Source organism: Microbulbifer zhoushanensis (genome assembly GCF_021729055.1).
Lineage (GTDB): Bacteria > Pseudomonadota > Gammaproteobacteria > Pseudomonadales > Cellvibrionaceae > Microbulbifer > Microbulbifer zhoushanensis.
Genome location: NZ_JAJSAO010000007.1, coordinates 44,318 through 69,655 on the forward strand (window position 1 = coordinate 44,318; position 25,338 = coordinate 69,655).

The following is a 25,338-nucleotide window of genomic DNA, read 5'->3' on the forward strand; positions in this document are numbered from 1 at the left end:
AGACGATCGTGAGAGAGGTGGGTGTATGAGTGGAACAGAAGCGCTCTCGCTGGAGACGCCCCAGGAGGTCAGCAGCCTGTTGCTGCCCCTGGCGGATGGCCAGCTGCTGGTGCCGGTGGATATCCTGTCCGAGGTAATTGCCCTGCAGGCGCCGGTATCGGCTTACGATGCGCCGGACTGGTACCTGGGCGAGATCAACTGGCGTGAGCAGCGGTTGCCAGTGCTGTCTTTCGAGGTAATGCGCGGCCAGTCACTGTCATCCATGGACGACAGCGGTCGCATTGCCGTGCTGGCCACCGGTAACCCCGCCGGACGCCTGCCGTTTTTCGCCATGGTGCTGCGCGGCACGCCGCGCCTGGTACGGGTTACGCCTGACCAGTTGATGGGGCGGGACCGTCCCTGCGCCATGGGTGAGTTGATGCATGTTTCCCTGGCAGGCGAAGAGGCGGTGATCCCGGACTTTACTGCCCTCGAGCGCGCCTGCCTCGAGTACCGGAGCCGTAACTAGCCTTACTCCTCACCGGTACCATCCAATAAAAAACGGGGCCAGCTGGCCCCGTTTTTTATTGGCAGGATAGAGCCCCTGATCGGGGCTGCGACTGCGATTCCGGCCCGATCAGAACAGTTCCTCGGGCAGGGACTCCTCTTCTTCTTCATTGTCACCGGCACTGTTACCGGAAGAGGGGTAGCCGGGCCGGTAGGAACTGTAGGACTCGTGTCCGGGCACGCGGTTCTCACGGAAGACCTCGAACATGCCGCCACGGGAGGTGCGCAGTCCGGTGCGCGGGTTGATGCGCACAGTAACGATATTGTCCGGCTGTGGCAGGTGGCGTTCCGGCAGGCCCTCGAGAGCGGTTGACATGAAGTCGATCCAGATTGGCAGGGCGGCGGAGCCACCGTACTCGTTCTTGCCGAGTTCAGTATTGGAGTCGAAGCCCACCCAGGCGCTGGTGGCCAGGTGCGGGCTGTAGCCGGAGAACCAGGCGTCGCGCGGGCCGTTGGTGGTACCTGTCTTGCCGGCAATATCGCCGCGCTTCATGGAGAGTGCCTTGCGGCCGGTGCCGCGCTTGACCACGTCCTTGAGCATGGAGTCGATGATAAACGCCGTTTCCTCGGTCATGGCGCGCGGGGCGCGCGGCAGAGCCTGGGCGGTGGGATCGGCATTGAGCGGATTAACCTGCAGCGTGCGCAGCTCGATCGGCTCCTCCTCCGGCAGCACCTCTTCGTCCTGCACCTCGGCCAGGTCGATGGGCTCCGCCGCCAGTCCTCCTTCCCCCGGTTCTTCGGCCAGGTCCCCAGGCTCGTCGCAATCGCGACAGACTGTCAGCGGCAGTGCCTGGTATATGGTTTCACCATTGACGTCCATCACCCGGTCGACCAGGTAGGGCTCTACCCGGAAGCCGCCGTTGGCAAAGGCCGCGTAGCCGCGCACCATCTCCAGCGGCGTGAGCGCCGAGCTGCCCAGGGCGATGGTGAGGTTGCGGGCCAGCTTGCTGCGCTCGAAGCCGAAGTTCTCGGCGAAATCCAGGGCATAGTCGATGCCGAGCGCCTGCAGGAGGCGGATCGACACCATGTTGCGGGACCGGTACAGGGCCTTGCGCAGGCGGGTGGGGCCGAGGAAGGTGCCGGTATCGTTCTCGGGACGCCAGACATCCTGCAGGTTGGTCTCCTCGAAGATGATTGGCGCGTCATTAATCATGCTGGCGGCGGTGTAGCCCTTCTCCAGAGCCGCTGCGTAGATGAATGGCTTGAAACTGGAGCCCGGCTGCCGCGCTGCCTGGGTGGCACGGTTGAAGTGGCTCTGGCGGAAGTCGTAACCACCAACCAGCGCGCGGATGGCGCCATCCTCCGGGGCCAGCGAGACCAGGGTGCCCTGGGCCGCAGGTACCTGGGCGAGGTGCCACTCGACACGTACCTCCGGCTCCTCCAGCACTGCCGCCGGCTCGCCGGGATCCGCAAAGGGATCGGCTACCGGCTGGCGGTCATCGGCATCAGTAAGCTCCTCGGTCGCGTCGACGGCTACCGCCTCCTGGTCCCGGGGGTCGATTTCCACGCGACGCAGCCGGATCACGTCTCCCGGTGCGAACATCTCCTCTGCCGATTCAATGCGGGCGCCGCGGGCATTTTCGGAAATGTAGGGCCGGATGCTGCTCAGGCCATTTTCCCAGAGCACCTCTACCACACTGCGATCGCGCAGCTGTACCTGCAGGCGCTTGGGTTCTACGGCGGTGACTACTGCCGGCTCCAGCCCGCCGAGGACCGGAATTTCATTGAGCAGGTCGACCATCTGGTCGTTGTCATCCAGTAGCTCTTTCTCCAGGCGCTGCTCGGGGCCGCGGTACCCGTGCCGGCTGTCATAGGACTCGAGGCCTTTCTGCAGCGCGTCCTGGGCCGCCTCCTGCAGGCGGCTGTTGACGGTAGTGATGACCTGGTAGCCCTCGGTGTAGGCGCTGTCCCCGAACAGGTCGACGGCCTCCTTGCGGGCCATCTCGGCAATATAGGGGGCGTGCAGGTCGAGGTCGCGGCCGTGATAGCGGGCGGATACGGGCGCGGTGATGGAGTTCTTGTATTCCGCCTGGCTGATATAGCCCAGGTCGAGCATCCGCTTCAGGATCCAGTTGCGGCGCACCAGCGCCCGGGTTGGATTGGCAATCGGGTTGTAGGTCGACGGTGCCTTGGGCAAGCCCGCCATCATCGCCCACTGCGCCAGGCTCAGGTCACTGATCTCACGACCATAGTAAACCTGTGCTGCGGCCTGGAAGCCGTAGGCACGGTTGCCGAGGAAAATCTTGTTGATATAGAGCGTGAGGATCTGGTCTTTGCTCAGCTCGCGCTCGATCTGCAGTGAGAGCAGGATTTCATTGAACTTGCGCAGGAAGCGCTGCTCCCGGCTGAGGAAGAAATTGCGGGCGACCTGCATGGTCAGGGTGCTGCCACCGGACTGAATGGAGCCCGTTTGCAGGATTTGTGAGGCAGCTCTCATTAGGCCTTTAATGGAAACGCCCTTATGGGAGTAGAATCCCGCATCCTCTGCCGCCAGCACCGCCTTGATAAACATCTCCGGGGTTTGCTCGATCGTTATCGGAGTTCGGCGCTTTTCGCCGAACTCTCCGATCAACTTCATATCCTGGGAGTAAACGCGCAGGGGAGTCTGCAGGCGAATATCGCGCAGGCTCTCAATCGAGGGCAGCCCGGGCTTCAGGTAGATATAAATGCTGGAAAACGCCATGCTGGCGGCAGCGACCCCGGCAAGGGCGAGCCAGAGCAACGATAGCAGACGGTTGCGGGCTTTTTCGGTCATGAAAGTACTTCTGTTCAGTCTGTTCAGGTCTTAACCGGGTCAGATTAACAATTATACGAAGATTGTGCGCTATTACCTATGAAAATGCTGGTTGCAGCTTTAATTTAAAGTGCTATAACATCAAACCCTCATAACCCACGGAAAAGATAAGAAAAATGGGGATGCTCCCTTTTCTCAATAAAGGTCCCAGAGCCATGCTGGGCCTCGATATTAGCTCGACCGCGGTAAAGTTGCTGGAGCTGAGTCGCAACGGCAGCAAATACCGGGTCGAATGCTATGCAGTCGAGCCGCTGCCGCCCAATGCCGTTGTGGATAAGAATATCAACGATATCGAGGCAACGGCGGAAGCAATCCGCAAAGTTGTGCGTCGCTCCAAGACCCGCCTGCGCCGTGCCGCGGTTGCCGTGTCGGGCTCGGCAGTGATTACCAAGACCCTGGAAATGGCCTCCGACCTCAATGACGACGCACTGGAAGCGCAGATCGCCCTGGAGGCGGACCAGTATATCCCCTACCCGCTGGATGAGGTGAACCTGGATTTTGAAGTGCAGGGTCCTTCCAGTCGCGGTGAGGGCCAGGTAGAGGTCCTGCTGGCGGCCTGTCGCAGCGAGAACATCGACCAGCGGGTCACCTCCCTGGCGGGGGCCGACCTGCAGGCAGCCGTGGTGGACGTAGAGGCCTACGCAATCGAGCGCGCCTATACCCTGCTGGAGCGCCAGTTCCCGCCGCAGGAGCAACTGGTGGTGGCGGTCGTGGATATCGGCGCCACCATGAGTGCGCTGTCGGTACTTGTTGATGGTAAGACTGTATACACCCGCGAGCAGCTGTTTGGCGGCCGCCAGCTTACCGATGAGATTCAGCGCCGCTACGGCCTGTCCGCGGAAGAGGCAGGGCTGGCCAAGCGCCAGGGCGGCAGCGGCCTGCCCGATGACTATTACCCGGAGGTGCTGGAGCCGTTCCGGGACGCGGTGATCCAGCAGGTGACCCGCTCCCTGCAGTTTTTCTATTCCTCTACGTCATACAGTGACGTGGATTACATCCTGCTCGCCGGTGGCGTGGGGGCGATGGACGGGCTGGCCGACCTGGTCAGTGAGAAGCTGGGCAAGCCCACGGTCGTGGCCAATCCATTTCACGATATGGCAGTGGCCTCGCGGGTTAACCGCCAGGCGCTGGCGAGTGAGGCCCCCTCACTGATGATTGCAGCCGGCCTGGCAATGCGCGAACGGGAGTTCTAACCATGGCAAATATCAACCTGTTGCCCTGGCGCCAGGAATACCGCGAGCAGAAACAGAAAGAATTCTCCCAGGTGCTGGTGGCAGTGGTCCTGGCTGCGGGTGTGGCGTCCTTCCTGTGGATGAAGACCGTCGATGGGCAGATCGACAACCAGAACGAGCGCAACCAGATCCTGCAGGCCGAGATCAAAGTGCTGAATAAGCAGGTCCGCGAGATCAAGAACCTGAAAAAGCGACGCCAGGAATTGATTGACCGTATGCGGGTTATCCAGGAGTTACAGGGTAATCGCCCACTGTCAGTGCGTTATTTCGATGAGATGGTCCGTGCTACGCCAGAGGGCCTGTGGCTGGACAGCCTCAAGCGCAGTGGCAAAACCATCCAGGTCGCCGGCGTGGCCGAGTCCAACAACCGGGTGTCCTCTTTTATGCGCAACCTGGACGGCTCGGACTGGTATGAGTCGCCCAACCTGACGGGGGTCACCGCCCGTCCCGAGTTTGGCGAGCAGGCCAGCGCGTTCCAGCTAACAGTGGACGTGACCGGGCGTAAAAAAGACGGCGAAGAGTCGGGAAAAGAACAAAACGCGCAAGCGGGTAAATAAAGGAACCGGTTCATGGCATTGGAGGATACGCTCAAGCAGCTCAATGAGCTCGATATCAGCGATATCGACTTTTCCCGTGTGGGTGTCTGGCCAGTGGCTGGTCGCGTGGCACTGCTCACTCTTGTATCGGCCCTGATTGTCGGGTTGGCTTACTACTCCCTTATTAGTGACCGGTACCAGCAGCTGGAGTTCGCGCAGAAAAAAGAAAAAGAGCTGTTAGTCGAGTTTGAGAAAAAATCATTTGAGGCCGCCAACCTGGACGCCTATCGGGAGCAGTTGGCCGAGATGGAGGAGACCTTTGGCGCATTGCTGCAGCAGCTACCCAAGGATACCGAGGTTCCTGGCCTGCTGGAGGATATCGACGAATTTGGTCGCGGCAGTGGCCTCACCATCCAGAAAATTGCGCTGGAGCAGGAGCAGGTGGGCGAATTCTATGTCGAGCTGCCGATCCGCATTGAGGTGCAGGGTGGCTACCACGAGTTTGGCGCCTTTGTGAGCGGTATCGCCGGGATGCCGCGGATCGTGACACTGCACGATTTCACCATTCAAACCAGCAAGGAAGGCGGTGCCCTGCTCAATATGGCCATCAATGCCAAGACCTACCGCTACAAAGAGCAGGAGGGTGAAGGATGAGCAGGCATTGGATCCCATTACTGGGCCTGATGGTCCTCTCCGGTTGCAGCCTGGATGGCGGGCACAGTGATCTGCGGCAGAAAATGACCGAGATCAAGCACAAGCCCAAGGGCCAGATTGAGCCGATCCCGACGTTTACCCCTTACAGCCCATATGTCTACAGTGCCGCGGCTGAGCGCAGCCCCTTCGCGCGCCCGGTACTGGAGTCAGACCAGCGCCTGGTGGGCCGGCGGCTCGATGTGGCCCCGGACTCGGATCGCCAGAAAGAATTGCTGGAGCAGTTCAACTTCGACGCGCTGTCGATGGTCGGGACGCTCGCCCGTGGGGGGCAGTTGTGGGCACTGATCGACGACGGTGACGGGGGAATTCACCGGATCACCGTGGGTAACTATGTTGGCAAGAACCACGGCAAGGTGGTCAATGCCTCGAAATCACAAGTGGATGTACTGGAGATCGTGCCCGATGGCACCGGGGGCTGGATTGAACGTCCCCGCGCTCTGACTTTGGAAGAGAAGGACAACAACTAATGAACAACAAGCAGCTCGCCAAGGTTTTGGCTCCATTCAAGGCGCTGTTGCTGGGACTGGCGCTGTTTCCGCTTGCGCTTCATGCTCAGACGAACCAGTTGACTGACATCCAGTTCTCGGAACTGCCGGGCAGCCGCTTACAGCTGCGTCTATCGTTTTCGGACACCCCGCCCGAACCCACAGGCTACACCATCGAGGAGCCCGCACGGATCGTGATGGATTTCGCCGGTGTCGAGAGTGTCCTGCCGCAGAAGAAATACTCCCTCGGTGTGGGGGCGGCGCGGAGTGCTGTGGTGGTTTCCAGTGATGACCGCACCCGCCTGATCGTCAATCTCGATGAGTTGCCGGTGTATACCAGCGAGCGCCAGGGCAACCAGGTGGTGATGGAGATCGGTGCCGACTCCGCTGCCACCGCCAGCGCGACTTCGGCGCCGGCTGCCGCAGCGAGCACAGGCTCCAGTGGTGCCATTGACCTGGGCGGCCAGCAGCGTTTCCGGGCGGCATCGAATGTGGCGATCAACAATGTGGATTTTCGTCGCGGTGAAAGTGGCGAGGGCAAAGTGATCGTCAGCCTGAGCGACCCGGCAGTCAATATTGATGTGGAGCGTACCCGGGGCAAGATTTACCTGACGTTCCTGGGCGCCGACCTGCCGGATTCCCTGCGCCAGCGACTGGATGTCACTGACTTCGCCACGCCGGTCAATGCAATTACCGTGGATTACGATGGCCGCAATACGGTCATAACCGTGGATCCCAACGAATCCGACTACGACTACCTGGCCTACCAGGCGGACAACGAGTATGTGCTGAGCGTGAAGCCGCTGACGGTGGCCCAGCAGCGTGAGAAAGCCCAGGAGTTCCAGTTCAGCGGGGAGAAGCTGTCGCTGAACTTCCAGGATATCGAGGTGCGGTCGGTATTGCAGCTGATCGCGGACTTTACCGACCTGAACCTGGTGGCCAGTGATACCGTGTCGGGCCGCATTACGCTGCGCCTGGACGGCGTGCCCTGGGACCAGGCACTGGAGCTGATCCTGCGCGCCAAGGGCCTGGACAAGCGCCAGGAGGGCAATGTGATCATGGTGGCGCCGGCGGCAGAGATCGCCGAGCGCGAGCGCCAGGAGCTGGAAACCCGCAAGCAATTGCAGGAGCTGGCGCCGTTGCGTACCGAGTATATACAGGTGCGCTATGCGGATGCGCGGGAACTGTTTTCCCTGTTTTCCGGTCGCCAGGGCGGCGGTGGCGGCAGTCAGGGTAATTTCGCCGGTGGCCAGCAGGACGCCAGCGATCAGCGCAGCATCCTGTCTGCTCGCGGCAATGCCATCGTCGACGAGCGCACCAACACTATTATCCTCACCGATACCGAGGAAAAGATTGCCCAGTTCCGTGAGCTGATCGAGGCCATCGATGTGCCCATCCGCCAGGTGATGATCGAGGCGCGCATCGTCAATGCCAATACCGACTTTATGCGCGAGTTTGGTGTGCGCTGGGACTACACGGAAGACCACGACGTAAGCGACGATACGATTGGCATCGGTTCCGGTCGCCAGATTGCTCTGCCCCGCCCGGGTGATGGTTCGGGCCCGGATGTCAACGCGCCCCAGGCTGACTTCTCTCCGGTTATTTCCGACCTGAGTGTGACCAACCCGGCGGGCAGTATTGCCTATGCCATCCTGAAGGAAGACTTCTTCCTGGGCCTGGAGCTGTCCGCTCTCGAGGATGTGGGTAAGGCGGAGATCGTCTCCCAGCCCAAGGTGGTGACCGGTGACAAGCAGCAGGCCAGCATCCAGTCCGGTGTGGAAATCCCCTACCTCGAGGCCACTTCCTCCGGTGCCGCCTCGGTAACTTTCCGCGAAGCGGTGCTGGAACTGAACGTGACGCCGCAGATTACGCCGGACAACAATATCATCATGGACCTGACCATCGACCAGAACAGTGTCGGCGAGCTGTTCACCGATATTGTCAGTGGCAGCCAGATCCCCGCCATCAACATTAACTCGCTGCAGACCAAGGTGCTGGTGCGAAACGGTGAGACCATTGTGCTGGGTGGCATCTTCGAGAGCCAGGTGCTGGAAGGGGAAACCAAAATCCCGCTGCTGGGTGATATCCCTTACCTCGGTCACCTGTTCAAGACCACAACGCGTAGCAATGACAAGCGTGAGCTGCTGATGTTTATCACTCCGCGCATCATGGAAGACGATCTCTTCTTCACGAAGTAAATTCCGGTGATCAACCGTGCTATCTTTCTTGTCGGCCCCATGGGGGCCGGCAAGTCAACTATCGGCAAACTACTGGCGGCGGAGCTGCAACTTCCCTTCGCCGATTCTGACCGGGTGCTGGAAGAGCGCACCGGGGCGGATATTCCATGGATCTTCGACGTCGAGGGCGAGGAGGGGTTTCGCCGTCGGGAGACCGATGTGCTGCGGGACCTGTGCCGTGGCCCGGTGCAGGTTGTCGCCACCGGAGGCGGTATTGTGCTGGCGGAAGAGAACCGGCGCCAGTTGCGAAAACACGGGCTGGTGGTCTACCTGCAGGCGAGCCTCGACCAGTTACTCGAGCGCACTTCCAAGAACAGCAACCGTCCACTGTTACAGGTGCCGGATCCCCGGGCCCGCATCGCGGAACTGTTGCGCGAGCGCGATCCGCTGTACCGCGAGGTCGCCGATATTATCTGCGATACCGATTACTGTACGCCGCGGCAGGCAGCGTTAAGGGTTGCCGCCCGCCTGACCTCGTCGGTTTCCCCGGCCGACTGAGCGGGGCCGGACCCGCCAATTTCCTTTCCAACGGTTGTGATAAAGTGCGGTTCGTCGCAACCAGCAGGCGCTGGCCTGTTGTCTGATTCCCGCTATGGGCCATTGCCATCGCCAACCGGAGGGCGCAATGCACGAATTGAATGTCGAACTCGGGGAGCGCAGCTATCCGATCCTTATCGGATCCGGGTTGTTGAGTGAAAAGCGTTACCTCGCTCCCTATATCCGTGGCCGCCAGGTATGTGTCGTCACCAACGAAACAGTGGCGCCGCTCTATCTGGAAAAGTTACTGGATGGCCTGCCGGAATGCGACCTGCTGGACACGATTGAGTTGCCCGACGGCGAGGCCTTCAAGACCCTGGAAACCCTGAACCGTATCTTCGACCGCCTGCTCGAGCGGCGCCATAACCGCAGCACGACCCTGGTGGCGCTGGGTGGCGGCGTGGTGGGGGATATGACCGGCTTTGCGGCCGCGTGCTACCAGCGAGGCGTGGATTTTATCCAGGTGCCGACCACCCTGTTGGCCCAGGTGGACTCCTCTGTGGGCGGCAAGACCGGGGTCAACCACGCACTGGGCAAGAACATGATCGGCGCCTTCTACCAGCCGCGCCTGGTGCTGGCGGATATGGATACCCTGGCCAGCCTGCCGCCGCGGGAACTCGCCGCCGGAATTGCCGAGGTGATCAAGTACGGCATGATCTGTGATGCGCCATTCTTCGACTGGCTCGAGCAAAATATGGCGCAGCTGCTCGCCCGCGATCCTGCAGCGTTGGCGTTTGCGGTCGAACGCAGTTGCCGTGCCAAGGCGGCAGTGGTGGCGGAAGACGAGCGGGAATCCGGTCGCCGGGCGATCCTCAATTTTGGCCATACCTTCGGTCACGCCATTGAGACGGTGCAGGGGTACGGCAGCTGGCTGCATGGCGAGGCAGTCGCTGCGGGTATGGTGATGGCTGCGGAGCTCTCCCGGTTGCGCGGTGAGATTGAGCCGGAAGTGGTCGACCGGCTGCGCCGCCTGCTCGATCAGGCGCAGCTGCCAACCAGGGCGCCGGAGGCCATGTCTGTCAGTCAGTTCCTCGATGCGATGGCAGTGGACAAGAAGGTGATCGATGGCCAGCTGCGGCTGGTTTTACTGCGCAATCTCGGCGAGGCGCATGTCGTTGCGGGCACCTCCCGTGAACTGCTGGTCGAGGCGTTGCAAACCTGCGGGGCGCTATGACAGCAGGCGCCCCAAAGCCGGGCAACTGAGGACTATTTAACAAAAGCCTATACTGAAAGAAGATAAGTCGGTTTTTGCCCCTCTGAGCAGAAGATAAGACTGCCAATTCTTGCAATTTCAGGAGGGCGCAAGTAATATTGCGCGCCCTTTGGAAAAAGCGGCCGAGAAAAAGCGCCAAATAAGAAAAAAGCCCCGCACGAGGGCTTTTTTTGTCTGGGCCCGGCCAAAAGATAATGCGAGGAGATCTATGGGTAACGGTCTTTACAGGTTGGACGAGTTCAAGGACAACTGCGGCTTCGGCCTGATCGCCCATTTGAAGGGCGTAGCCAGCCACAAGCTGCTGGAAACTGCGATCGAGTCCCTGACCTGCATGACGCATCGCGGCGGTATCGCCGCCGATGGCAAGACCGGCGACGGGTGCGGCCTGCTGATTCAGAAACCCGACGCCTTCCTGCGTGCAGAGGCGCGCAGTGCCTGTGGCGCAGAACTGACCGATAGTTACGCTGTCGGCGCGATCATGTTGCCCCTGGATGATGCGACTGCCAGCACCGCCCGGGATATCCTCGATGGCGAAATGGAGGCCCAGGGGTTCCGTGTGGCCGGCTGGCGAGAGGTGCCGACCAACCCCGAGTGCCTGGGGCCCATTGCCCTGGAATCCCAGCCCCGTTTCGAACACCTGCTGATCAACGATGCGGAAAAGCCGATGGGCGAGGCACGCTTCAATGCCCGCCTGTTTGTTGCCCGCCGCCGCGCAGAGCAGAAGCTGGCCGAACAGGGCCTGGATGAGGTCTATATCGCCAGCCTGTCGGCCCAGGTTGTGTCCTACAAGGGCCTGATGATTCCCGCCGACCTGCCACGTTTTTTCCCGGAGCTGGCTGACCCGCGCCTGGAAACTGCGATCTGCGTGTTCCACCAGCGCTTCTCCACCAACACCATGCCCCGCTGGCCACTGGCGCAGCCGTTCCGCCTGCTGGCACACAATGGCGAGATCAACACCATTACCGGCAACCGCAACTGGTCTGTGGCCCGCACACCGAAGTTCGCCAGCGAGCTGCTGCCGGAACTGGCGGAACTGGCACCACTGGTGAATCGCGAGGGGTCCGACTCCTCCAGTCTCGACAATATGCTGGAAATGCTGACCATCGGCGGCATGGAACTGCACCATGCGGTGCGCATGCTGGTGCCGCCGGCATGGCAGAACGTGGAGGGGATGGATTCCGACCTGCGCGCCTTTTACGAGTACGTCTCCATGCACATGGAGCCCTGGGATGGCCCCGCTGGCCTGGTAATGACTGATGGGCGTTACGCTGTCTGCACCCTGGACCGCAACGGCCTGCGCCCGTCGCGCTGGGTGATTACCAAAGACGATTTCATCACCGTGGCGTCGGAGATCGGCACCTACGACTACGACCCGAAGGATGTGGTCGCGAAGGGCCGCCTGGGCCCGGGCCAGATGCTGTCGGTGGATACCCGCGAGGGGAAGCTGCAGCACACTGCCGACATCGACAACATGCTCAAGCAGCGCCAGCCCTACAAGCGCTGGCTGAAGGACAAGGCGCGCCGTATCCGCTCCACCCTGGTGACTGCACCGGTGGACAACAATTTTTCCTACGAACAGTTCAAGGTTTACCAGAAGCTGTTCAGCTCCTCGCTGGAGGAGCGTGACTCTGTCGTGCGCCCGATGGCCGAAGCCGGCCAGGAGGCAGTGGGTTCCATGGGGGACGACACGCCCATGGCGGTGCTGTCGCGTTACAACCGCTCGATTTACGACTATTTCCGCCAGCAGTTTGCCCAGGTGACCAACCCGCCGATCGATCCGCTGCGGGAAACCATCGTCATGTCCCTGGAAACCTGCCTGGGACGGGAAAAGTCGGTGTTTGAGGAAACGCCGGAGCACGCCAATCGCGTGATCCTCTCGTCGCCGGTACTTTCGCACATGAAGTACACCGCGCTGCTGGACGTCAACCGGGTGGGCTTTGAATCGCGGATCTTCGACCTGAATTACGATCCGTCCAAGCTCGACCTGAAATCAGCCGTGGAGCAGCTCTGCGCCGACGTGGAAAAGGCGGTTCGTGATGACGGCATCGTGCTGGTGGTCCTGTCGGATCGCGAAATAGCCGACGGCAAGCTGCCAATCGACGCGCTGCTGGCCACCGGTGCCATACACCACCACCTGGTGCATGCCGGCTTGCGCTGTGATTCCAATATCGTGGTGGATACCGCCAGCGCCCGCGATGCGCACCAGCTCGCCTGCCTGGTGGGCGTGGGCGCGACCGCGGTGCACCCGTACTTCTCCTACAGCATCATCAATCACCTGATTGAGACCGGGGAGCTGCTGCTGGATGCCGCCGAGGCCCAGAAGAACTACCGCAATGGCATCATCAAGGGGATGCTGAAGATCCTGTCCAAGATGGGCATCTCCACCGTGGCCTCGTATCGCGGCGCGCTGCTGTTCGAGCTGGTGGGCCTGGACCGCGAGGTGGTGGACCTGTGTTTCCCGGGTGCTGCCAGCCGTATCCAGGGGGCGGGCTTCGCTGACCTGCAGGCGGATATGGCCGCGCGCGCGAAGATCGCGTGGAAGTCCCGCAAGCCGGTTTCCCCGGGCGGGCTGCACAAGTTTGTCTACGGCCAGGAATACCATGCGTTCAACCCGGATGTGGTCATGTCGCTACAGCAGGCAGTGCGCACCGGCGACTACTCCGCCTGGCGCGACTACGCCGAGCTGGTGAACAAGCGCCCGGTGGCCACACTGCGCGACCTGCTGGCCTTCCGCGACGACCTGCAGCCGGTACCCCTGGAAGAGGTGGAGCCGGCGGAGAGTATCCTGCGCCGTTTCGACAGCGCCGCCATGTCCCTGGGGGCACTCTCCCCAGAGGCCCACGAGTCGCTGGCGCAGGCGATGAACCGTCTCGGCGGCCGCTCCAACAGCGGCGAGGGCGGTGAGGACCCGGCGCGCTTCGGCACCGACAAGGTATCCAAGATCAAGCAGATCGCCTCCGGCCGCTTCGGTGTCACCCCCCATTACCTGGTCAATGCCGAAGTCTTGCAGATCAAGGTGGCCCAGGGCGCCAAGCCCGGTGAGGGCGGCCAGTTGCCAGGCGGCAAGGTCAATGACCTGATCGCGCGCCTGCGCTACTCCGTGCCCGGGGTGACCCTGATTTCCCCGCCGCCGCACCACGACATTTATTCCATTGAGGACCTGGCGCAGCTCATCTATGACCTCAAGCAGGTCAACCCGGATGCGCTGGTTTCGGTCAAGCTGGTATCGCGGCCGGGTGTCGGCACCATTGCCGCGGGCGTGGCCAAGGCCTATGCGGACCTGATCACCATTTCCGGTTATGACGGTGGCACTGCCGCCAGCCCGATTACCTCGATCCGCTACGCCGGTTCCCCGTGGGAGCTGGGCCTGGCGGAAACCCACCAGACCCTGCGGGCCAATGACCTGCGCGGCAATGTGCGGGTGCAGACCGATGGCGGGCTCAAGTCCGGCCTGGATGTGGTCAAGGCGGCAATGCTCGGTGCCGAGAGTTTCGGTTTCGGCACTGCGCCGATGGTGGCGCTGGGATGTAAGTACCTGCGTATCTGCCACCTGAACAACTGCGCCACCGGTGTTGCCACCCAGAACCAGCAGCTGCGGGATGAGCACTATATCGGCACCGTCGAAATGGCGATGAACTTCTTCAAGTTTGTTGCCGAGGAGACGCGCGAGTGGATGGCGCGCCTGGGTGTGCGCACTATGGATGAGCTGGTGGGCCGCGTGGACCTGCTGCAGGCCCTGGATGGGGATACGGACAAGCAGAAAAAGCTGGACCTGTCGCCACTGCTGCATACCGACGAGTTGCTGGCCAGCAAGCCGCAGACCTGCCAGGTATCGCAGAACGATCCCTGGGACAAGGGCGAGCTGGCGGAGCAAATGGTTGCCGAAATCCTGCCGGCGATCGACAAGCTTGCCGGCGGCGAGTTCAGCTATCGCGTGACCAACTGCGATCGTTCCATTGGTGCGCGCCTGTCCGGTGAGATCGCGAAGCGCCACGGCAACCAGGGCATGGTGGACGCACCGGTGAAACTGCGCCTGGAGGGTGTTGCCGGCCAGTCGTTCGGCGTATGGAATGCCGGTGGCCTGGAGATGTACCTGGACGGTGACGCCAACGACTATGTGGGCAAGGGAATGGCCGGTGGCAAGCTGGTCATCCGTCCACCGGCGGGCAGCAGCTTCGAGTCACAGAAAACCAGTATCGTCGGCAACACCTGTCTTTACGGCGCGACCGGCGGCAAGCTGTTCGCCGCCGGCCGTGCGGGCGAGCGATTTGCCGTGCGCAATTCCGGTGCCTTTGCGGTGGTGGAGGGTGCCGGTGACCACTGCTGTGAATATATGACCGGCGGTATGGTGGCGGTGCTGGGCAAGACCGGGGTCAACTTCGGTGCCGGGATGACCGGCGGCTTTGCCTACGTGCTGGACCTGGAACGCGACTTCTTCGACAAGTGTAACCACGAGCTGATCGAGCTGCGCCGGATCAGCAGTGAGACCCTCGAGCCCAACCAGAGCCACCTGCGCGAGGTGATCGAGGAGTATGTTAACGAGACCGGCAGTGAATGGGGCGCGGAGTTACTGGATAACTTCGACGATTATCTCCACCGCTTCTGGCTGGTGAAACCCAAGGCCGCGAGCCTCGCCGGCTTGCTGGCGGATGTGCGCAAGCGTGGCGAATAAAGGGGTGATGAAAATATGAAAGATCGATTGAGCAATGATTTCCAGTTTATCGATGTGGATCGCACCGATCCGCCGAAAAAAGACATCATCACCCGCACCAATGAGTTTGTGGAAATTTACCAGCCGTACAGTGAGCGCCAGGTCGCCAACCAGGCGCACCGCTGCCTGGATTGCGGTAATCCCTACTGCGAGACCGGCTGCCCGGTACACAATTTTATTCCCAACTGGCTGCGTCTGATCTCCGACGGCAACATCATGGAAGCGGCCGAGCTGAGCCACCAGACCAATACCCTGCCGGAGGTGTGTGGCCGGGTATGCCCCCAGGATCGCCTGTGCGAGGGTGCCTGTACCCTGAATGATGGTTTCGGTGCAGTTACCATCGGCAATGCGGAGAAGTACATTACCGATACCGCCTTTGCCCTGGGCTGGCGGCCGGACCTGAGCCATGTGGTCAAGACCGACAAGCGCGTTGCCGTGATCGGCGCCGGCCCGGCGGGTCTGGGCTGTGCCGACGTGCTGGTGCGCAATGGCGTGCAGCCCGTGGTGTTCGACAAGTACCCGGAAATCGGCGGCCTGCTCACCTTCGGCATCCCCGAGTTCAAGCTGGAGAAGTCGGTGATGCAGCGCCGGCGCGAGATCTTTACCGAGATGGGCATCGAGTTTTGCCTCAATACCGAGATCGGCAAGGACATCAGCTTTGAGCAGTTGCTGAATGACTACGATGCAGTTTTCATGGGTATGGGCACCTACACCTACATGAAAGGCGGTTTCCCCGGCGAGGACCTGCCCGGTGTGCATGACGCACTGCCGTTCCTGGTGGCCAATGTAAACCGCAACATGGGCTGGGAGAAGAACCCGGAAGAGTTTATCTCTGTTGAGGGAAAGCGCGTCGTGGTACTGGGCGGTGGTGATACCGCCATGGACTGTAACCGCACTTCCATCCGCCAGCGGGCGCGCAGCGTTACCTGTGCTTACCGCCGGGATGAAGAGAATATGCCCGGCTCCCGCCGGGAGGTGGCCAATGCCAAGGAAGAGGGCGTACGCTTCCTGTTCAATCGCCAGCCGGTCGAGATCGTTGGCGATGGCAAGGTGGAAGGCGTCAAGGTGGTGACCACCGAGCTGGGTGAGCCGGATGAAAACGGCCGCCGCCGCCCGCAGGTGGTGCCCGGCTCGGAGGAGATCATCCCTGCGGACACGGTGCTGGTGGCCTTCGGTTTCCGTCCCAGCCCGGCAGACTGGTTCGGCGAGCACAAGATCGACACCGCTGACTGGGGCGGTGTGGTGGCGCCGGAGGAGCAGGAGTTCAAGTTCCAGACCTCCAATGAAAAGGTCTTTGCGGGTGGTGACATGGTGCGCGGCTCCGACCTGGTGGTGACCGCCATCTGGGAGGGGCGCCAGGCTGCCGAGGGCATCCTCGACTACCTCGACGTCTGATCCCTGCCATCCGGTCCCCGGCCGCCGTACTCCTGGCGGCCGGGGGCGCAATTGCCTCCCACTGTCCTAGACCTGCTGTCCTCTGTACAATGGCCGCCCATTTTTCGACCGCGGCCAAAGCACCCATGTCCGACAGCAGCTATCCCGAACTGAAAAACGACCGTTTCCTCCGTGCCCTGCAGCGCCAGCCGGTGGATCGCACCCCCGTATGGATGATGCGCCAGGCCGGTCGCTACCTGCCGGAGTACCGGGCTGCGAGGGCCCAGGCGGGCAGTTTCATGGACCTGTGCCGCAATACCGAACTGGCCTGCGAGGTGACCCTGCAACCGCTGGAGCGCTACCCGCTGGACGCCGCCATCCTGTTTTCCGATATCCTCACCATCCCCGATGCCATGGGGCTGGGGCTCTATTTCGAAGAGGGCGAGGGGCCCAAGTTCCGCAAGCCGGTCCGCACGCGGGCCGAAATCGAGTCGCTGGAGGTGGTGAACAGCGCCCGTGACCTGGACTATGTCATGAATGCCGTGACCACTATCCGTCGCGAGCTGAACGGCCGGGTGCCGTTGATCGGTTTTTCCGGCAGTCCCTGGACCCTGGCAACCTATATGGTGGAAGGCGGTTCCAGTCGCGATTTCGCACGCTGCAAGGAGATGCTTTACTCCCAGCCCGAGCTGATGCACCACCTGCTGGGGGTGCTGGCCGACTCTGTCACTGATTACCTCAATGCCCAGATCCGCGCCGGCGCCCAGGCTGTGCAGATTTTTGACACATGGGGGGGTGCCCTGAGTCACGGTGCCTATCGGGAGTTCTCCCTCCAGTATATGGCGCGCATCCTGCAGGGACTGATCAAGGAGGCGGACGGGCGCCCCGTGCCGGCGATCCTGTTCACCAAGGGCGGTGGCCAGTGGCTCGAGGCCATGGCTGATACCGGCGCCACTGGCCTGGGCCTGGACTGGACCACGGATATCGGCGCCGCGCGCCAGCGGGTAGGGGATCGTGTGGCCCTGCAGGGGAACCTGGATCCGGCTGTACTGTATGCCTCACCGGAGAAAATCCGCACCGAGGTGGCGGCGGTGCTGGAGTCATTTGGTCACGGTTCCGGGCATATCTTTAACCTGGGGCACGGCATTACACCGAAAGTCGATCCGGAACATGCACGGGCCATGATCGAGGCGGTCTGCGAGCTGTCCCCCCTGTACCACCAGTAAAGTTTCCGTTGGGGCGGAAGGAAGTTTCCTGTTCTGGCAGGAAACTGGCGGTTTCTGTCTCTGTAACTATCGAGATCGTGCACCAGAGTGGAATCTCGTGCTATAAAGACGAACTGGTACAGGCGCGGGTGAGCACTGCGTCACTTAAATAATGTGAAATAAATAAAATTTGACGGAAACCCTCACGAGCGTGGCGATCCAGCAGGTCAAGGTTTATACGGAGCAGCTACAGCGCGGCATGTTTGTATCCCGGCTCGACCGGCCGTGGACGCATACACCCTTTGCGCTGCAGGGCTTCTACATCCGTGACCTGGAGGAAGTTCGCCAGCTGCAGAAATACTGCCGCTACGTCTATGTCGATATCACCAAGACGGTGGGCGATGTAGGCGCCAGTTTGCGACGGTTGTCACGCCTGAATGCGGGCGGTGACAGGGAGCCCGTGGCCGCTTCATCCCGCAACCGGACAAAAGTACCTGCCCTCATACCCTGCCGGCCCGTGCAGGTTTCCCACCAGGCCTATCCGCCGCCGGTCGCCGCACGCAAGGCCGCACCCAGGGCACGAAGACTACTCCGGCAACTCGAGGCATGCCTGCACGAGGTGATGGTGCAGGTCAGTAGCCAGGGGCCGCTGCCCATCCCCCAGGTAACTGCCGTGGTGGAAGAGCTGGTGGACAATGTGCTCCGCAGCCCCGACGCCGCAGCCTGGCTTGCCCGGGTGCGGGAAAAAGACGAATACACCTACAAGCACTCGATGCGGTCCGGCATCTGGGCGGTCATCTTCGGTCGCCATATTGGCCTGGGGCGTCACGAACTGGTGCAGCTGGGACTCGCCTGCCTGCTAAAGGATGTCGGCAAGCTGCAGCTGGACGACAGGGTGCTGCGGGCGGGGCGGAGAAATGCCAAGGTTGAGCGGGAGTATCGCCGCTTTGTCGATTACAGTGTCAAATTGCTGTCCACAGAGCCCCGCCTGGATCCGCAGGTGGTGAATATTGTCCATTGCCACTGTGAACGCCATGACGGCAGTGGTTTCCCGAGGGGCCTGCGGGGAGACAAGATCCCGGTACTGGCACGCATGTGCGGCATCGTCACGTTTTACGATGAGGCCACCAATCCCCGCAGTGAGGCTTTCCCGGTGGCACCATCCCGGGCGGTCGCCCAGCTCTACGACCTGCGGGGGATCGGCTTCCAGGAACAGCTGGTGGTGGAGTTTATCCAGGCAATAGGCCTGTACCCCACCGGCACTGAGGTCGAGCTGTCCACCGGCGAGGTGGCGGTAGTGGTGGAGCAGACATACCATCATCGCCTTCGCCCGCGGGTAATGGTGGTGCTGGACCGGGACGGGCAGGCGCTGCCCAAGCCCCGGTTACTGGACCTGGCCGTGGATGACGATCGCAAGCAGCGCCTGATAGAGCGCGGCAAGCTGGGTCCCAACGACAAGATCACCATCGTCCAGGATCTCGAGCCGAGCCGTTACCCCGGTGTGGATGTTGCCGCGATAAGGGATCACTACCTGCTCAAGGATGGCGGCATCGCGGCCGTATTTACCCGCTTGTTCTCCCGCTAGATTCCTGTTGCCCGGGCCTTACTTGTTGCCGGCGGTATTCGGCTGTCGGGGGATGGGCCCGGCCAGCATCGCTAGCAGTATTGACCCGGCCACCATGCCTCCCAGTGAACCCGCCAGCGTGGCCACGCTGATTCCCTGATCCAGCAAAATCCCCACCACTAGCGGCGACACAGCGGTCGACAGGATCATCACACCCTGCGACACCGATCGAATTGCGCCCAGGTGGCGGGTGCCGTAACGCTCCGGCCACAGGGCGCCGGCGGCAGTGCCGGTGCCCGCCTGGGTGATGCCGAACAGGGTCAGGTAGGCGAGTGGTGCCCAGGGAGCCTCGAACAGGGCCAGTAACAGCAGTCCCGCCACCATGGGCACCAGGGCCAGCGGCAGGCTGCGCTGCGCACCGAACCTATCCACCAGGCTGCCGGCCAGGAAGAGCATCAGCAGGTGGCCCGCCGCATAACCGCTGAAAGCGGTCCCCAGTAATGTGAGGGACCAGCCCCGGGCCTCGCCGATTGCGGCCTGGTGGAAAAGAACGGCGGTTACGACTACCGGGGTCATCAGGATCGCCGGCAGCAGCAGGTAGAAGCCCGGGTCCCGCAATACCTGGGCCCGGCTGAAACCCTCCCCGGCGTCCTCGTTCCCGTCCCCTCCGGCCTGGCTGTGCTGGCCGGCGCGGGCGAGCCACAGCAGGGTGGGCAGTGCCAGGCCCAGCAGCAACAGTGCTGATGCGATCCAGGCGCTGCGCCAGCCGAATGCCTCGATCAGCCAGGCACCGCCGGTGGGCAGCAAGGCCTCGGCGAGCGGAAAGCCCAGTGCGGCCACTGCGATCACCTTGCCCCGGTTGCTGCTGAAATAGCGCCCCGCGGTGGTCATACCCAGGTGGGTCATAAAGCCCTGGCCGGCAAAGCGCAGCAGGAAGAACCCGGGCAGCAGCATCAGGGCGTGATTGGCAAACGCCATCACCAGGCAGGCTGCCGCCAGTAGTACAACGATCAGGGCCGTGATGCGACGCAGCGGCCAGCGGTCCACCAGGCTGCCGCAGGCCAGCAGGGCCAGGGCCGAAACCAGGGTGGCGGCACTGTAGCTGGCGCCGTACCAGGCGTTACTGAGGGCGAATTCCTCGCGCAGTGCACCGCCGAAGATCGAGATAAAAAAAGTCTGCCCGAACCCGGAGGCGGCCACGGCGAGCAGCGCGAAAAATACCAGGTGGGCGCGTTCGCGCATGAATGCGGGAAGCTGTGGCATTGCAGTCAATTCATCCGTGGGAGGGAGCGGCCCCGCGCCGGGGCCGCTATGGTGTGTGGATCAGGCAATATCGCCGAAGTGCCGGCCCATGCGGACCTCGGTTTCCGCCGTCAGGGATTCGAGCCAGTTCACCCGCTCGGCGCCGAACAGCATGATCACGGTGGAGCCCAGTTTGAAACGTCCCATTTCCTCGCCTTTCTCCAGCTCTACCGGCTTGCTGTCGCGATAGTTGATGGTCTGCACCCGGCGCTTCAGCGGGGCCACCAGGCCGGCCCAGACGGTCTCGATGCTGGCGACGATCATGGCCCCCACCAGGATCATTGCCATGGGCCCGGCCGCCGTGTCGAAAACACAGACCACACGCTCATTACGGGCAAACAGTCGCGGTACGTGCTCGGCAGTCACGTCGTTCACGGAAAACAGCTGCCCGGGGACGTAAGTCATGCTGCGCAGGGTGCCGTCCACCGGCATATGCACACGGTGGTAGTCCCTGGGGGAGAGATACACCGTGGCGAAGTGGCCACCGGTAAACTGGGCCGCCAACTGGGCATCCCCGCCCACCAGCTCCATCAGGCTGTAGTCGTGGCCCTTGGCCTGGAACACGCGGCCGTTCTGGATTTCACCGAGCTGGCTGATGGTGCCGTCGGCCGGGCAGGCAATGGAGTTCTCCCCCTCGACCACCGGCCGTGCACCGTTTTTCAGTGCCCGGGTGAAGAAATCATTGAAGGATGCGTAGGCGGTGTAGTCCGGCTCTGCAGCCTCGCTCATGTCGACGCCGTATTTCTCCACGAACCAGCGGGTAAACGGGTCCTTGATCGCCTTGATGCGGGTCTCCGCCAGCCAGCCGGCGGCGCGGGACAGGGCGTGTTGCGGGGTAAGGTACTGCAGTGTGGTAAAGACTTTTGGATGCATATCAAATGCCTGCTGGCCAGGCTCCTAACTGGTAAAACTTGGAATATATCGATGCCGGGTGAGTGCCTAGGTTTCCACCGGGGTGTCCGGCAGGTTGCCCCACTCGCTCCAGGATCCTGGGTAAGCGCGGATATCCAGGCCCAGGGACCTGCCCACCAGCCAGGTAAACCCGGAGCGGTGGTGGCTCTGGCAGTGGGTTACGATTTTTTTACTGTCGTCGATGCCCAGCGCCGCCAGGAATTCCCGCGCATCCGCGCGGATGCGCAGATTACGACCGGGATCCATCAGCTGGGTCCACTCGCAGTTGATGGCGCCGGGAATATGGCCACCGCGCATCGCCACCACTTTCTCGCCGCTGTATTCCTGCGGTGAGCGCGCATCCCAGACACAGAAGCTGGGGGAGTCGAGCTGCTGGCGGATCTCGTCAGTATCCATTATCGGTGCCGGGTCGATTGCCAGGGAGATCTCGCTGGGGGTAATTTCGGGCTCGTCGGTCGTCAATGGCAGGCCTGCAGCGCGCCAGGCGTGCATGCCGCCGTTGAGATAGCTGTACTGCCGGTGCCCGATAACCTCCAGGGTCCAGAGGAAGCGACCGGCCCAGCCGCCACCCTCGTCATCAAAGGCCACCACGTGGAGGTCCGGGCGCAGGCCGATGGCGCGGAATACCTGGGTCAGGCGCTCGACAGTGGGCAGTTTGCCCGGTGCCGGTGGAGTTCCCGCCAGCAGGGCCTGGAAGGGCAGGTGCAGGGCGCCGGGAATATGGCCGCTGGCATAATTCTGGGGGGAGCTCAGGTCTACCAGCAGCAGGCCCTCGTTCCCGAGCCGGGCGGCGAGCTGCTCCGGTTCGACGATCAGTGGCAGTGATGCGGACAAGGTGCGTCTCCTTTCATTCGATTCCCGCTGATCCCGCTCTCCGCTGGCGCAACCGGCGGATCGGCGATCATTCCTCCTGCAGGCTGTTGCGCAGGTGGATAAAGCTGTTCATGCGTCGTTCGCTGATTTCGCCCCGGGCCAGGGCCTCGTTGATGGCGCAGCCCGGTTCGCCCTGGTGGCGACAGTCCCGGAAACGACAGTGACCAATAAATGGCCGGAACTCGACGAAGCCCTCGAGCAGGTCCGCCTCGCTCATATGCCACAGGCCGAATTCGCGAATGCCGGGGGAGTCTATCAGATCACCGCCGGTGGGCAGGTGAAACAGTTCTGCCGCGGTGGTGGTATGGGTGCCTTTCTGGGTCGCCTGTGACAGCTCCCCGGTGCGCGCTCCGGCCTCCGGCAGCAGCGCATTGACCAGCGATGACTTGCCCACGCCGGACTGCCCCACGAATACACTGGTGCCCTGTGCCAGGGTTTCCAGCAGCCCTGGTAGCCCCTCCCCGGTTTTGGTGGACAGCCGCAATACCGGGTATCCCAGCCCGGGGTAGGGAGCCAGCAGGTCCTCGAGCGCGGCGCGGTTGCTGTCGTCGATCCGGTCGATCTTGTTGAGAACCAGCAGCGGGTGTATCCCGGTGGTTTCGGCGGCGACCAGGTAGCGATCGATGGCATTGGCGAAGGGCTCGGGGTAGGGGGCGATGACGATCAGGATGCGATCGATGTTTGCGGCCACGGTCTTCAGGTCACCATAGCGATCCGGCCGCTGTAATTCCGACTGTCTTTCCAGGCGAGCGCCGACGACGCCAGTGCCACCGCTGCGCTCCCCGAAGGCTGGCCGCCAGGCCACCCGGTCCCCGGTCACCAGGGTGTCGATATTGGCGCGCATATGGCAGCGCTGGCGCAGCTCGGGGTCGCTGCTGCTCTCCACCAGTACCTGGGTACCGTAGTTGGCGATCACCAGTCCGGTCTGTTCCGGCCCCAGGTCGCCTTCTTCGAGGACGTGTTCAGCACCTTCCGCGCGTTTGCGGGCACGCGCCTCGCGTTCCTGCTGGATTTTCTCAATGCGCCACTTCTGGCGCCGGTTCAGTTTGCGTTTGCTCATCTGCTCATCGTAATCGGTGCCGGTGGCGATTCGTCGCGGATTATAGCCTGACCGAAGCGCCCGGCGTTGTTTTCGCGGTTTAGTTTGCATCCGGGGGCAGTTGCGGTAACTTGCTGCCATGCAGAGGAGACCCGCAGTGGACCAGAACAACCTTATCTGGATCGACCTGGAAATGACCGGCCTCGATCCGGAAAAAGAGCGCATCATCGAAATTGCCACCATCGTTACCGACTCGCGGCTGACCATACTGGCCGAGGGGCCCACCATGGCCGTTCACCAGAGCGACGCCTTGCTGAATGCGATGGACGAGTGGAACACCGAGCAGCACGGTGGTTCCGGGCTGGTGAAGCGGGTGCGCGAATCCACTATATCCGAGCGCGAGGCCGAGCGGGAAACCATCGACTTCCTGCGCCAGTGGGTGCCGGAGGGGGCCTCCCCCATGTGCGGCAATTCCATCGGCCAGGACCGCCGCTTCCTGGTGCGCTATATGCCCATGCTGGAGAGCTATTTCCACTATCGCAACCTGGATGTGAGCTCAGTCAAGGAGCTGGCCCGGCGCTGGCGCCCGGATGTGCTGGAGGGGGTCAAGAAGGAAAGCAGCCACCTGGCGCTGGACGATATCCGCGACTCCATCAACGAGCTGCGCCATTACCGGGACAACTTCTTCCGGCTCTGATGCTCTGCGGGAGTGGTGGCACAAAAGGGCGGACACAAGGTGCGCCCCTACGGGCGTGACGGGCCCCGGAGAGGTGGGCGAGGACCGGTTTCAACGCTGGACCGTAGGGGCGGATCTTGTATACGCCCGGTTGCCGGCTGGCAGCGGTGACAAACGCAGGGTTTCTCCTATGGCTCCCGCCTGATTTTGCGTTTTCGACGTCGCCCGCTGCGCAGGCGCGCCAGCGCCCACTGGATATGTTCCGCAACCAGCGGCGTGGTGCTTGCAAGGCGCTGTTCCAGCGCCGCGATCACTTCCGGGCTTGCCTCGCCGTTGCCCAGGGCCACCGCCAGGTTGCGCTGCCAGCGCTCGTAGCCGATGCGGCGGATGGCTGAGCCGGCGGTGCGATCCAGGAACTCCTGTTCGGTCCAGCCAAACAGGGTCAGCAATTCGCCGTCGTCGAGGCCGTGGCGCGGGTGGAAATCCGCTTCCGCGGTGGGTTTGGCGAATTTATTCCAGGGGCAGATGATCTGGCAGTCGTCACAGCCGAACACCCGGTTCCCCATGGGCTCGCGGAATTCCTCGGGAATCGCGCCCTTGTTCTCGATGGTCAGGTAGGAAATGCAGCGCCGCGCATCCAGCTGGTAAGGGCCCACAAAGGCATCCGTCGGGCAGACCTTCAGGCAGGCGGTGCACTCGCCGCACTGGTTTGGCTGTTCACTGTGATCCACCGGCAGGGCCAGGTTGGTGTAGATTTCACCGAGGAAGAACCACGAGCCGGCGCCGCTGTTCAGTACCATGCAGTTCTTGCCGATCCAGCCCAGCCCGGCCTTTTCCGCCAGTGCCCGCTCCATCACCGGGGCGCTGTCGGTAAAGGCGCGGCCGCGGGCGTCCAGGCCGTGGTCCGCGCAGAATGCTTCGATCTGTGCCGCCAGCCTGGCCAGCCGCTTGCGGATCAGCTTGTGGTAATCGCGGCCGGTGGCATAGCGGGACACGTAAGCCTTGCCCGGGTCCTTCAGAATCCTTACGGGTTGGGTGTCCGGCGGCAGGTAGTCCAGGCGCACGCTGATGGCACGCAGGGTGCCGGGCTCCAGCAGGTCCGGCCGCCAGCGCTTGGCCCCGTGGGCCGCCATCCAGTCCATATCACCGTGGTAACCGGCGTCGAGCCACTGCTGCAGGCGCTCACCGTGGCTCTCCAGCTCGCAGTCGGTAATGCCTGCCTGCTGGAAACCCAGCTCCCGCGCCCAGGTCCTGATCCTGGCGGCCAGTTCAGAGAGCAGTTTTTCGGTGGCAGCGGTGTCGCTCATGGGGCTCCGTTGGGCCGCCCTCCTGGAGGTGGCGGGATCGTTGGACAGGGGACAAATTATACGCCCGGAAAGGTATACTCC

The 25,338-nt window shown here is 62.3% G+C and carries 19 protein-coding genes; 13 read left to right on the forward strand and 6 right to left on the reverse strand.

Features of this window, described 5'->3' with window-relative positions; genetic code table 11:
* Positions 1 to 25: 25 nt before the first annotated feature.
* Positions 26 to 508, forward strand: coding sequence for a chemotaxis protein CheW (locus tag LVD10_RS14885; RefSeq protein ID WP_232940665.1), 483 nt, complete (start codon positions 26 to 28; stop codon positions 506 to 508).
* A gap of 108 nt (positions 509 to 616) precedes the next feature.
* Here LVD10_RS14885 and LVD10_RS14890 read toward each other — a convergent pair whose 3' ends face one another.
* Positions 617 to 3,301, reverse strand: coding sequence for a penicillin-binding protein 1A (locus tag LVD10_RS14890; protein ID WP_232940666.1), 2,685 nt, complete (start codon positions 3,299 to 3,301; stop codon positions 617 to 619).
* A 155-nt stretch (positions 3,302 to 3,456) separates the two neighbouring features.
* On the opposite strand from LVD10_RS14890, the gene LVD10_RS14895 reads away from it, so the two are divergent.
* The 11 genes from LVD10_RS14895 to LVD10_RS14945 all read left to right on the forward strand — a co-directional run bounded on the left by LVD10_RS14895 (position 3,457) and on the right by LVD10_RS14945 (position 19,169).
* Positions 3,457 to 4,533, forward strand: coding sequence for a pilus assembly protein PilM (locus LVD10_RS14895; protein ID WP_232940667.1), 1,077 nt, complete (start codon positions 3,457 to 3,459; stop codon positions 4,531 to 4,533).
* Between the two features lie 2 nt (positions 4,534 to 4,535).
* Positions 4,536 to 5,129, forward strand: a complete 594-nt coding sequence (locus tag LVD10_RS14900) for a PilN domain-containing protein (protein ID WP_237064142.1) — start codon at positions 4,536 to 4,538, stop codon at positions 5,127 to 5,129.
* Positions 5,130 to 5,141: 12 nt separating this feature from the next.
* Entirely contained in the window at positions 5,142 to 5,762 is a 621-nt protein-coding gene (locus LVD10_RS14905) for a type IV pilus inner membrane component PilO (protein ID WP_237064143.1), read from the forward strand.
* Positions 5,759 to 6,289 (forward strand): pilus assembly protein PilP, encoded by a 531-nt coding sequence (locus LVD10_RS14910; protein WP_232940670.1) that lies wholly within the window; start codon positions 5,759 to 5,761, stop codon positions 6,287 to 6,289. The genes LVD10_RS14905 and LVD10_RS14910 overlap by 4 nt, the downstream gene beginning before the upstream one ends.
* A complete protein-coding gene (locus tag LVD10_RS14915; protein WP_237064144.1) occupies positions 6,289 to 8,505 on the forward strand; it encodes a type IV pilus secretin PilQ in 2,217 nt (738 codons plus the stop codon). The genes LVD10_RS14910 and LVD10_RS14915 overlap by 1 nt, the downstream gene beginning before the upstream one ends.
* A 9-nt stretch (positions 8,506 to 8,514) precedes the next feature.
* Positions 8,515 to 9,042, forward strand: coding sequence for a shikimate kinase AroK (gene aroK, locus LVD10_RS14920; RefSeq protein ID WP_369413287.1), 528 nt, complete (start codon positions 8,515 to 8,517; stop codon positions 9,040 to 9,042).
* A gap of 127 nt (positions 9,043 to 9,169) precedes the next feature.
* Positions 9,170 to 10,255 carry a 3-dehydroquinate synthase gene (gene aroB / locus LVD10_RS14925; RefSeq protein ID WP_237064146.1) on the forward strand — a complete coding sequence of 362 codons (1,086 nt, stop codon included), beginning with the start codon at positions 9,170 to 9,172 and terminating at the stop codon, positions 10,253 to 10,255.
* Positions 10,256 to 10,502: 247 nt separating this feature from the next.
* Complete coding sequence (gene gltB / locus LVD10_RS14930; RefSeq protein WP_237064147.1) at positions 10,503 to 14,966, forward strand: glutamate synthase large subunit; 4,464 nt, start codon at positions 10,503 to 10,505, stop codon at positions 14,964 to 14,966.
* A gap of 15 nt (positions 14,967 to 14,981) precedes the next feature.
* On the forward strand, positions 14,982 to 16,400 hold the full coding sequence (locus tag LVD10_RS14935) for an FAD-dependent oxidoreductase (RefSeq protein WP_232940674.1): 1,419 nt from the start codon (positions 14,982 to 14,984) through the stop codon (positions 16,398 to 16,400).
* A 125-nt stretch (positions 16,401 to 16,525) separates the two neighbouring features.
* Positions 16,526 to 17,605, forward strand: coding sequence for a uroporphyrinogen decarboxylase (gene hemE, locus LVD10_RS14940; RefSeq protein ID WP_237064148.1), 1,080 nt, complete (start codon positions 16,526 to 16,528; stop codon positions 17,603 to 17,605).
* 169 nt (positions 17,606 to 17,774) lie between these two features.
* Positions 17,775 to 19,169: a cyclic di-GMP phosphodiesterase gene (locus LVD10_RS14945; protein ID WP_237064149.1), complete on the forward strand. Its 1,395-nt coding sequence runs from the start codon at positions 17,775 to 17,777 to the stop codon at positions 19,167 to 19,169.
* 18 nt (positions 19,170 to 19,187) lie between these two features.
* On the opposite strand, the gene LVD10_RS14950 is transcribed toward LVD10_RS14945, so the two are convergent.
* The 4 genes from LVD10_RS14950 to rsgA all read right to left on the reverse strand — a co-directional run bounded on the left by LVD10_RS14950 (position 19,188) and on the right by rsgA (position 23,295).
* Positions 19,188 to 20,411: an MFS transporter gene (locus LVD10_RS14950; RefSeq protein WP_237064150.1), complete on the reverse strand. Its 1,224-nt coding sequence runs from the start codon at positions 20,409 to 20,411 to the stop codon at positions 19,188 to 19,190.
* 60 nt (positions 20,412 to 20,471) lie between these two features.
* A complete protein-coding gene (gene asd, locus LVD10_RS14955; RefSeq protein WP_232940678.1) occupies positions 20,472 to 21,323 on the reverse strand; it encodes an archaetidylserine decarboxylase in 852 nt (283 codons plus the stop codon).
* A gap of 66 nt (positions 21,324 to 21,389) precedes the next feature.
* Positions 21,390 to 22,196, reverse strand: a complete 807-nt coding sequence (locus LVD10_RS14960; protein WP_237064151.1) for a sulfurtransferase — start codon at positions 22,194 to 22,196, stop codon at positions 21,390 to 21,392.
* Between the two features lie 67 nt (positions 22,197 to 22,263).
* A complete protein-coding gene (gene rsgA / locus LVD10_RS14965) occupies positions 22,264 to 23,295 on the reverse strand; it encodes a small ribosomal subunit biogenesis GTPase RsgA (RefSeq protein WP_232940680.1) in 1,032 nt (343 codons plus the stop codon).
* Positions 23,296 to 23,431: 136 nt separating this feature from the next.
* Between rsgA and orn the strand changes: the two genes are divergently transcribed.
* Positions 23,432 to 23,971: an oligoribonuclease gene (orn, locus tag LVD10_RS14970; RefSeq protein WP_232940681.1), complete on the forward strand. Its 540-nt coding sequence runs from the start codon at positions 23,432 to 23,434 to the stop codon at positions 23,969 to 23,971.
* 167 nt (positions 23,972 to 24,138) lie between these two features.
* Here orn and queG read toward each other — a convergent pair whose 3' ends face one another.
* Positions 24,139 to 25,257 (reverse strand): tRNA epoxyqueuosine(34) reductase QueG, encoded by a 1,119-nt coding sequence (gene queG / locus LVD10_RS14975; RefSeq protein ID WP_237064152.1) that lies wholly within the window; start codon positions 25,255 to 25,257, stop codon positions 24,139 to 24,141.
* Between the last annotated feature and the right edge of the window lie 81 nt (positions 25,258 to 25,338).

What these genes read in the sequence shown, in the direction of transcription:
- queG (WP_237064152.1), bottom strand. Translation starts at nt 25,257, where the DNA reads ATGAGCGACACCGCTGCCACCGAAAAACTGCTCTCTGAACTGGCCGCC.
- LVD10_RS14910 (WP_232940670.1), top strand. Translation starts at nt 5,759, where the DNA reads ATGAGCAGGCATTGGATCCCATTACTGGGCCTGATGGTCCTCTCCGGT.
- asd (WP_232940678.1), bottom strand. Translation starts at nt 21,323, where the DNA reads ATGCATCCAAAAGTCTTTACCACACTGCAGTACCTTACCCCGCAACAC.
- LVD10_RS14905 (WP_237064143.1), top strand. Translation starts at nt 5,142, where the DNA reads ATGGCATTGGAGGATACGCTCAAGCAGCTCAATGAGCTCGATATCAGC.
- aroB (WP_237064146.1), top strand. Translation starts at nt 9,170, where the DNA reads ATGCACGAATTGAATGTCGAACTCGGGGAGCGCAGCTATCCGATCCTT.
- LVD10_RS14890 (WP_232940666.1), bottom strand. Translation starts at nt 3,301, where the DNA reads ATGACCGAAAAAGCCCGCAACCGTCTGCTATCGTTGCTCTGGCTCGCC.
- rsgA (WP_232940680.1), bottom strand. Translation starts at nt 23,295, where the DNA reads ATGAGCAAACGCAAACTGAACCGGCGCCAGAAGTGGCGCATTGAGAAA.
- LVD10_RS14915 (WP_237064144.1), top strand. Translation starts at nt 6,289, where the DNA reads ATGAACAACAAGCAGCTCGCCAAGGTTTTGGCTCCATTCAAGGCGCTG.
- LVD10_RS14950 (WP_237064150.1), bottom strand. Translation starts at nt 20,411, where the DNA reads ATGCCACAGCTTCCCGCATTCATGCGCGAACGCGCCCACCTGGTATTT.
- LVD10_RS14900 (WP_237064142.1), top strand. Translation starts at nt 4,536, where the DNA reads ATGGCAAATATCAACCTGTTGCCCTGGCGCCAGGAATACCGCGAGCAG.
- gltB (WP_237064147.1), top strand. Translation starts at nt 10,503, where the DNA reads ATGGGTAACGGTCTTTACAGGTTGGACGAGTTCAAGGACAACTGCGGC.
- hemE (WP_237064148.1), top strand. Translation starts at nt 16,526, where the DNA reads ATGTCCGACAGCAGCTATCCCGAACTGAAAAACGACCGTTTCCTCCGT.
- LVD10_RS14895 (WP_232940667.1), top strand. Translation starts at nt 3,457, where the DNA reads ATGGGGATGCTCCCTTTTCTCAATAAAGGTCCCAGAGCCATGCTGGGC.
- LVD10_RS14885 (WP_232940665.1), top strand. Translation starts at nt 26, where the DNA reads ATGAGTGGAACAGAAGCGCTCTCGCTGGAGACGCCCCAGGAGGTCAGC.
- LVD10_RS14935 (WP_232940674.1), top strand. Translation starts at nt 14,982, where the DNA reads ATGAAAGATCGATTGAGCAATGATTTCCAGTTTATCGATGTGGATCGC.